8 protein-coding genes are annotated in these 8,459 nt (G+C 72.3%); 2 read left to right on the top strand and 6 right to left on the bottom strand.

Going from position 1 to position 8,459, the window contains the following annotated elements:
* Window positions 1-75: 75 nt before the first annotated feature.
* Window positions 76-2,589, bottom strand: a complete 2,514-nt coding sequence (locus tag ACFVIM_RS29480; RefSeq protein WP_384307592.1) for an FHA domain-containing protein — start codon at window positions 2,587-2,589, stop codon at window positions 76-78.
* A gap of 224 nt (window positions 2,590-2,813) precedes the next feature.
* Here ACFVIM_RS29480 and serB point away from each other — a divergent pair, with 224 nt between their 5' ends.
* Window positions 2,814-4,031: a phosphoserine phosphatase SerB gene (gene serB, locus ACFVIM_RS29475; RefSeq protein ID WP_384307589.1), complete on the top strand. Its 1,218-nt coding sequence runs from the start codon at window positions 2,814-2,816 to the stop codon at window positions 4,029-4,031.
* A 174-nt stretch (window positions 4,032-4,205) separates the two neighbouring features.
* Here the strand turns inward: serB and ACFVIM_RS29470 are convergent, their stop codons facing one another.
* The 4 genes from ACFVIM_RS29470 to ACFVIM_RS29455 form a co-directional block, all read right to left on the bottom strand.
* A complete protein-coding gene (locus ACFVIM_RS29470; protein ID WP_384307586.1) occupies window positions 4,206-4,757 on the bottom strand; it encodes a SixA phosphatase family protein in 552 nt (183 codons plus the stop codon).
* A gap of 88 nt (window positions 4,758-4,845) precedes the next feature.
* A complete protein-coding gene (locus ACFVIM_RS29465; RefSeq protein WP_384307584.1) occupies window positions 4,846-5,046 on the bottom strand; it encodes a hypothetical protein in 201 nt (66 codons plus the stop codon).
* A 531-nt stretch (window positions 5,047-5,577) separates the two neighbouring features.
* Window positions 5,578-5,694: an SGM_5486 family transporter-associated protein gene (locus ACFVIM_RS29460; RefSeq protein ID WP_384307581.1), complete on the bottom strand. Its 117-nt coding sequence runs from the start codon at window positions 5,692-5,694 to the stop codon at window positions 5,578-5,580.
* Window positions 5,695-5,698: 4 nt separating this feature from the next.
* A complete protein-coding gene (locus ACFVIM_RS29455; RefSeq protein ID WP_384307578.1) occupies window positions 5,699-7,093 on the bottom strand; it encodes a CynX/NimT family MFS transporter in 1,395 nt (464 codons plus the stop codon).
* 58 nt (window positions 7,094-7,151) lie between these two features.
* Between ACFVIM_RS29455 and ACFVIM_RS29450 the strand changes: the two genes are divergently transcribed.
* Window positions 7,152-7,877 (top strand): FadR/GntR family transcriptional regulator, encoded by a 726-nt coding sequence (locus ACFVIM_RS29450; RefSeq protein WP_384307575.1) that lies wholly within the window; start codon window positions 7,152-7,154, stop codon window positions 7,875-7,877.
* Here the strand turns inward: ACFVIM_RS29450 and ACFVIM_RS29445 are convergent.
* Window positions 7,811-8,209 carry a hypothetical protein gene (locus tag ACFVIM_RS29445; protein WP_384307573.1) on the bottom strand — a complete coding sequence of 133 codons (399 nt, stop codon included), beginning with the start codon at window positions 8,207-8,209 and terminating at the stop codon, window positions 7,811-7,813. The genes ACFVIM_RS29450 and ACFVIM_RS29445 overlap by 67 nt on opposite strands.
* Between the last annotated feature and the right edge of the window lie 250 nt (window positions 8,210-8,459).

Raw genomic sequence — 8,459 nt, 5'->3', positions numbered from 1 at the left:
GCGGCACCCCCCACTCGGGGGGTGCCGCCCTTCGTCCGTTCCCGGGCGCCGCGGCGGGCCGGTCCCGGGGCGTCCTCAGCCCCGCATGACCTCCGGCTCGTGCCGCCGCAGCAGCCGGGCGACCACGACCCCGCACAGCGCCCCCATCGCCAGCAGCACGGCCAGGTTCAGCCCCCACTGCCCCGCCGTGGCCGCCCAGAGGGGGTCGAGGTTCCCCGGGTTCCGGGGATCCCACGGCGGCATCAGCCGTCCCAGGTCGAGCGTGGCTCCGGCGCCCGCGACGGCCCAACGGGAGGGCATCAGCCAGGCGAGCTGTTCCACCCCCGGCGATCCGTACACCTGGAAGAGGACACCGGTGAAGACGATCTGCACGATGGCGAACATCACCAGCAGGGGCATGGTCTTCTCGGCGGTGCGTACCAGGGCGGAGATCACCAGCCCGGCCATCATCGAGGTGAAGCCGATCGCGGTGATCACCAGCACCAGCTCCACGGCGGACGGCAGCAGCACCCCGTCGGCGGGCAGCTCGCGCGGGATGAGCCCGATGGCGCAGATGATCAGGGACTGCGCCGTCGTGATCAGACCGAGCACGATCACCTTGGAGAGCAGATAGGCCGACCGGGACAGCCCGGTCGCCCGTTCCCTTTCGTAGATCACCCGCTCTTTGATCAGCTCGCGTACGGAGTTGGCCGCGCCGGTGAAGCACATCCCCACGGTGAGGATCAGCGTGATCGTGCCCGCCTCACGGTTGTAGGGGGAGGCGCCGTCGTCGGGCGCGGCCAGTCCGTAGTCGGTCGGGATCACCACGCTGACCAGACCGAGGACGACCGGCAGTGCCGCCATGAGGGCGAGGAAGCCCCGGTCTGCGGCGATGACGGCCAGATAGCGGCGGACCAGGGTGGCGAGCTGCGCGCCCCAGCTCCGGGGCCCCGGCGAGTGGACCCGCCGGGGCGGGGGAAGGACGGCCGGGCCCCCTGCCGCGCCTTCGGCGCCGTCACGGCGGTCGGGGGCGGCCTCGCCCCGGTCGCGGACCGTGGCGGCCGGGTCCGGCGCGCCGTAGAGCCGGTGATGCGCGGAGCCGCGCCAGCGGCCGCCCCAGTCGTGGTCGCGGTACGTCTCGAAGGCGGCGAAGACATCCGCCCAGGTGGCGTACCCGAAGAAGGGGAGCGCCTCGGCCGGGGGCCCGAAGTAGGCGACCGCCCCGCCGGGGGCCATCACCAGGATCCGGTCACAGAGATGCAGCTCGGCGACGGAGTGGGTGACCACGAGCACAGTGCGGCCGTCATCGGCGAGGCCGCGCAGCAGGCGCATCACATCGCGGTCCATGCCCGGGTCGAGACCGGAGGTCGGCTCGTCGAGGAAGAGCAGCGAGGGCTTGGTGAGCAGTTCGAGGGCGACGGAGACCCGCTTGCGCTGACCTCCGGAGAGCGAGGCGACCCGCTTGTCCGCATGGATGTCGAGCTTCAGCTCCCGCAGCACCTCCTCGATCCGCGCCCGGCGCTCCGGCTCGGCGGTGTCGCCGGGGAAGCGCAGCCGGGCCGCGTAGGCGAGGGCGGTCCGTACGGTCAGTTCCTTGTGGAGGATGTCGTCCTGGGGCACCAGCCCGACGCGCCGGCGCAGCTCGGCGAAGTGCCGGTAGAGACTGCGCTGGTCGTACCGGACATCGCCGGTGTCGGCGGGGCGGTAGCCGGTGAGCGCCCTGAGCAGCGTGGACTTTCCGGAACCGGACGGCCCCACCACCCCGACCAGCGACTTCTCGGGGACATCGAAGGAGACGGCGTCCAGGATCGTCCGCCCGCCCTCGACGGTGACCGTCAGTTCGCGAGCGGAGAAGGAGACCGCCCCGGTGTCGATGGACTCCTCCAGCGTGTCCCCGGCGACGCGGAAGGCGGAGCGGCCCACGCCCACGGTGTCCCCGGCACCGATGGCGACGGTGCTGGAGGGGGCGATGGGTTCGCCGTTGACATACGTGCCGTTGTGGGAGCCCAGGTCACGGATGTGGTGGCGGCCGTCGGCGGCCGTGATGAACTCGGCGTGCTGACGTGAGACCTGGAGATCCGCCACCACCAGGTCGTTCTCCAGCGCGCGGCCGATGCGCAGCACGCGCCCGGCGACGAGCCGATGGAGGGTGATGGGGCCGCGACCCCGGTCCCGGTCGCGATCCTGGTCCTGGTTCCGGTCCTGGTTCCGGTGTGGCCCCCGTCGCGGTCCTGACTCCGGCGTCGGCTCCGGCGTCGGCTCCCGCTGTTGCCCCGGCCCTGTCTCCGGCTCCCGTGGCTGGTCCGTACGGTCCGACAGTGTCAGCCGTGGCCCGTCCTGCGGGTTTCCCAGCCGTATCTCCACCCCGACGGCGAGTGGTGTCCGTTCGACCCGCCGCCCGTGCGCATAGGTGCCGTTGGTGCTGCCGTGGTCCTCGATCTGCCAGCCGTGACCGGACCAGTGGACCGTGGCATGGCACCAGGAGACCCGTGCGTCCGCCAGCGTCACATCCCCTTGCGGGGCCCGCCCCACCACGTACGACCTGGACGGATCGAGGTTCCAGGTCCTCCCGCCGACTTCCAGTACGATTTCCCGCACTCCGCGCCCCACTACGTTCGCCCGGAACAGCCGCCATGACGGGGATGCCCGGGATGGTGAACTTCGGGAGCACTATGTCAGGCGCCCCGACCGGGCTCGGCGGCGGGCCAGCGATCTTGAGGGCACCCGCCACGGCACACCGTGGTCAGGGCGTTCGCCCTGCCCCTGGGCCGTACTGTCCGCCCTTCGGGACGGCGCGTCTCGCCGTAACATTCGCCGGATACGGTGGAGAGACCATGAGCGCTTCGCAGAACTCCGACGTACGTACGCTTCTCGTCAAGATCTTCGGCAAGGACCGTCCCGGCATCACGGCGGGACTCTTCGACACCCTCGCCGCCTACTCCGTCGAAGTCGTCGACATCGAGCAGGTCGTCTCCCGGGGCCGCCTGGTGCTGTGTGCCCTGGTCACGGCCCCCACGACGGCGGGTGCCGACGAGGGGAGGCTGCGGGCCACGGTGCACAGCTGGGCCGAGTCCCTCAAGCTTCAGGCGGAGATCATCTCGGGCACCGGCGACAACCGGCCGCGTGGTCACGGCCGCTCCCACGTCACCGTTCTCGGGCACCCGCTGACGGCCGAGTCGACGGCGGCCATAGCGGCCAGGATCACCTCCGTCGGCGGCAACATCGACCGGATCTTCCGGCTCGCGAAGTACCCCGTGACGGCCGTGGAGTTCGCGGTCTCCGGGGTCGAGACGGAGATGCTCCGCACGGTACTCGCGACCGGCGCCGCCGGTATCGGCGTGGACGTGGCCGTGGTCTCGGCCGGTCTGCACCGCCGGGCCCAGCGGCTGGTCGTGATGGATGTGGACTCCACTCTCATCCAGGACGAGGTGATCGAGCTGTTCGCCGCGCACGCGGGGTGCGAGGAGGAGGTCGCCGAGGTCACGGCGGCGGCGATGCGCGGGGAGCTGGACTTCGAGCAGTCCCTGCACGCCCGGGTGGCCCTGCTGAAGGGGCTGGACGCCTCGGTCGTCGACAAGGTCCGCGCCGAGGTACGGCTGACCCCGGGCGCGCGCACCCTGATCCGTACGCTCAAGCGGCTCGGCTTCCAAGTGGGAGTGGTCTCCGGCGGGTTCACCCAGGTCACCGATGATCTCCAGGAGCGGCTGGGGCTGGACTTCGCCTCCGCCAACACGCTGGAGATCGTGGACGGCAAGCTCACCGGCCGGGTGACCGGTGAGATCGTGGACCGGGCGGGCAAGGCCCGGCTGCTGCGCCGGTTCGCCGCGGAGGCCGGGGTCCCGCTGGCCCAGACGGTGGCCATCGGCGATGGCGCCAATGACTTGGACATGCTCAACGCGGCCGGTCTTGGAGTCGCCTTCAACGCCAAGCCGGTGGTACGGGAGGCCGCGCACACGGCCGTGAACGTGCCCTTCCTGGACACCGTGCTCTATCTGCTCGGCATCACCCGCGAGGAGGTCGAGGCCGCGGACGGCGAGAACGCCGAGCACTGAACCGACGCTCCGCCCCGGAGGGCCCCGACGCCTCGCGGCGCCGGGGCCCCGGTCGTTTCCGTACCGTCCGCGCGGTGCTCGGGTGGCGGCAGGTTCGCGGCGCCGGTTCAGGAAGCCGGTTCGCCACGGACGGGGCCCGCTCCGGTCACCGGTGGCGGGGAACGGTCCGGCCCGTCAGCTGTGCGGGTTCCAGTAGTCGACGAGCGTGCCCACCCCGTGCTCCACGGCCTTCCAGGAGCCGGTGAAGGTGAGCACGGCGAAGGCGGAGGTCGGGAAGCCGCTGCGGTTCATCCGGGCCAGGGCGTCTCCCTCGGCCTCCCCGGCGAGGGCGTCGGCGAGGGCGTGCATCCCCGGGTTGTGGCCGATGACCAGCAGATCGCGCACCTCGTCCGAGACCTCGTTGAGCAGGGCGATGATCTCGCCGAGCGACGCCTCGTACAGCCGCTCCTCATAGACCGTACGGGGACGCTCGGGCAGCTCATGGACGGCGAGCTTCCAGGTCTCACGGGTCCGGACTGCGGTGGAGCAGAGGGCCAGGCCGAAGGGGATACCGGTGTCCGCGAGGCGGCGGCCCGCCACGGGGGCGTCCTTGCGGCCGCGCTCGGCCAGCGGACGCTCGTGGTCGGCCTCCTGTCCCCAGTCGGCCTTCGCGTGGCGGAGGAGAACGATCCTGCGGAAGTCGGAGGGGCCGGAGGGTGTCTTTCCAGAAGAGGTGGCGACGCTCATGGTCCCCAGCTTCGCATGAAACGCGCCAGTGGGCGCGGGGTGTTGACGGCCTCCCTCGGAGGGGGTCCTTCCGGCGGTCGGCGTGCCGTCACCGGGTGAACAACAGCTGGATTTGGAGAACGATCCGGGCGGCCGGTGACTCCCCCGTCGCCGCCCCCGCCTCGGCCGGGTCCGCTATCAGCGTCAGCAGGACGGCGAAGGCGAGCACCGGCAGGACCAGCGCCCACCAGGGCAGGGTGGTGGCGGCACGCCCCTCGGTCCGGGTGGGGCTGGGCAGGTGGGCCGACATGGCCGCCTCCGGAATCTCATCGGCAGGTCTGCGAGCGATGCACCCAACCTACGGACGGTCGCATCGGCCGCCCATCCGGAGTCCCACCCAGTTGTCCCTGAGTCTCACCCCCTAGGGGATGGGGGGGCTAACCCCACCATCGGGAGGGATCGGGGAGCTGAGAGGACTGGGAGAACTGAGGGGACTGAGGGGACTGAGAGGACTGGAGGCACTGGAGGTGGGAGGGGATCCGGGAGATCTGAGGAGCGGAACGGTGCCGTGCCGTCCCGGCGTACGGAGTTCTCCGGCTGGAGGGCCCGCGGGATCGGCGGAAGGGGACACGACACAGCGGAACCGGTCACAGTGGCGACAGCACAGCGGAACCGGCGCTGCCCGGCACGGCGCAGCGGGACCGGCCCGGCACGACCGAGGCGGCGCCCGGCTTCCCGGCGGCGAGCCCGGACCCCGGACCCCCAGCGCCCGGACCCCCGACGACCGGCGCCCGGATCCCCAGGGGGTGACCCCTGGTTTCCGGGCGGGAGCGGGCGATGGTCAGGGGGAGACGATGGTGGCGAGGATTCCGATCACGACAAAGAGACCGATCATCGTCCCGAAGACGAGCAGGAGCTTCTTCTGGCCGTTCGGCGGATTAGGGTCGAGCACAGGCATGGGGTCAGTCTCGCATCCCGGTCTCGTCCTCGATCGTCCGGTCCCTCCCCGCGCGCACCCCGCAGGCGATCTGCGGCAGCAACAGCCCCGCCATCAGCGCGATCGGCGCGTCCCAGCCACCGGTGTGCTGGTAGAGCGCCCCCACCAGGAGCGGTCCGGTGATGGCGATCAGATAGCCGGTGGACTGGACGAAGGCCGACAGGCCCACCACTCCGGCACCGGTCCTCGCCCGCATCCCGATCATGGTGAGGGCGAGCGGGAAGGCGCAGTTGGAGAAGCCCAGGAGCAGCGCCCACGCCCAGGCCCCGGCGGCGGGGGCGAGCCAGAGCCCGGTGTACCCGGCGAGTCCGCAGAGCCCCAGGACGACCACGATGGGGCCCTGGTGCGGAAGGCGGGCGGCGAGCCGGGGGATCACGAAGGCCAGCGGAACGCCCATCACCATGGTCACGGCCAGCAGCGCGCCCGCCGTCCCGGCCGGGACGCCCGCGTCGCGGTAGATCTGGGGCATCCAGCCCATGGTGATGTACGCGCCGGTCGCCTGGAGGCCGAAGAAGCAGGCGAGCGCCCAGGCGGTGGGGCTGCGCCGGACCCGCGGGGTGGTCTCCTCCGTACTGCCGTGGAGCGGTGCCGTGGCCGACGGCGTACGGGAGGCCGCCCGCGCGCCCCGGGCGGCAACGCGGGCCTCTCGGGCCGGAACCCGGGCCTCCCGTGCGAGCAGCAGCCAGGGCAGCACCGCCACCACGGCGGGCAGTGCCCACACCCCGAGGCCGAGCCTCCAGTCGCCGCCGAGCGGCCCGTCCGTCAGGGGCACCGTGACGGCGGCCGCGACGGAGGTGCCGAGGGCGAGGGCCATCGAGTAGAGCCCGGTGACCGTGCCGACCTGGCGCGGGAAGTGGCGTTTGACGATCGCGGGCATCAGTACGTTGCCCACGGCTATGCCGACCAGGGCGAGCGCGCTGACGGCGAGGAAGGCCGGGGTGGCGCCGGTCAGCGGGCGTACCAGCAGCCCCGCGGCGATGGCCACCATCGCCGCGCAGACCACGGCCGCCAGCCCGAAGCGGCGGGCGAGCCGGGGCGCGGCGACACCGAAGACCGCGAAGCACAGGGGCGGCACGGAGGTGAGGAGACCGGCGACCGTACCGCTCATGGCGAGCCCGGCGCTGACCTCCTCCAGGAGCGCGCCGAGGCTGGTGATGGCGGGGCGCAGATTGATCGCGGCGAGCACGATCCCGACGATGACGAGCCGGGTGAGCCACGCGGATGCGCGTGACGGCACCCCGGCGGCGGTACGGTCCGTGACGGGGGAACCCCGTTGTCCGGTGGGGGCTTCGTTCCGGTCGGTGACGGCGTGGACCGTGGGCGCGGGCGGGAGCTCGAACTCATCGGACGGACGGCGCATGAGCCCATCATAGAATCATCGGACGATTGATCCAGCCCACGGCCGCGCAAGGAGCACGATGTCCCTGACCTCCCCCCGGCGCTCCGGACTCACCGACCAGGTGATCACCCAGTTGCGGAACCAGATCACCTCCGGCGCGTGGCCGGTCGGCTCGCGGATCCCCACCGAACCGGAACTGGTCGAACAGCTCGGGGTCGCCCGCAACACCGTGCGGGAGGCGGTCCGCGCCCTCGCCCACAACGGCCTGCTGGACATCCGCCAGGGCTCGGGCACCTATGTCCTCGCCACCAGCGAACTCGCCGGGGTGATGCACCGCCGCTTCTCCCACGCCGACCCGCGCCATGTGGCCGAGGTACGCGCCACCCTGGAGTCGTCCGCCGCCCGGCTCGCCGCCGAGCGGCGCACCGCACACGATCTCGCCCAGCTCACCACCGCGCTCCACCGCCGCCAGGAGGCATGGGACTCCGGCGACAGGGAGCGTTTCGTCATCGCGGACGCCGCCTTCCACCAGGCGGTGGTGGCCGCCGCCCACAACGACGTCCTCAGCGGCCTCTACGCCGATCTCGGTGATCTCCTGCGGGACTGGCTGCGCGACGACGTCGGGGAGGAGCCGCTCACCGACGGCCCCCTCGACCACCAGCGGCTGATCGAGGCGATCACCGCGGGGGACGGGGAGACGGCCGCGCGGGAGGCCGCCGCCTACCCCTTCTGCGGCGGTCAGCCGCCGGGAGCGGCGGGGGCTCCGGAAGCGCCGGAAGCGCCGGGAGCGCCGTTGACGGGCTGATGGCTCACCCAGGCGCTGCGTACCTCTTTCCAGCACCGGTCGGTCAGCAGCAGATCACCGGCGGGAGGCACATCCGCGGGCGCGCTGTCGGTGTCGACGTCCCACCAGCGCGCGCACTCCACGTGCAGCTGGATGCGGTCCAGAACCGGGTAGGGGTTGTGGCAGTACGCGGTGGCGCGCGAACCCTCGATCTCGGTGCGGCAGTCCGCTCGGTAGGGGGTGGGACCGGGCTCCTGCGACCATGCCTCGGGGGTCGACCACAGCAGTATTGTCGCCGCCAGGACAGGGGCCGTACGGGCCAGGGCGGGGACCGGTCGCCGGGTCATACGCATGGGCTGGATCTCCTCGGCCGTACTGCGGCCCGCGAGCCGCGGCTGCACCACAAGGGGGAATCGCCTCTCCAGCCTGGACCCGGGGGCAGCCGGGCGCACGGCGGACGGGTCGAACGGGCGACGGGCCGCTGACCTTCGTACCGCCGGGAACCGCTGTCCTCACACCGGGCCGCTCGCCTCCGTACCGCAGGGCCGCGCCGCCCTCCGTACCGGTCCCCAACGAACCGTGCCCCGCCTCCCGGCAGCGGGA

Source organism: Streptomyces sp. NPDC057638 (assembly GCF_042800315.1).
GTDB lineage: Bacteria > Actinomycetota > Actinomycetes > Streptomycetales > Streptomycetaceae > Streptomyces.
The sequence above is the reverse complement of the archived record's forward strand: the minus strand, read 5'-3'. Positions and strand labels throughout refer to the sequence as shown.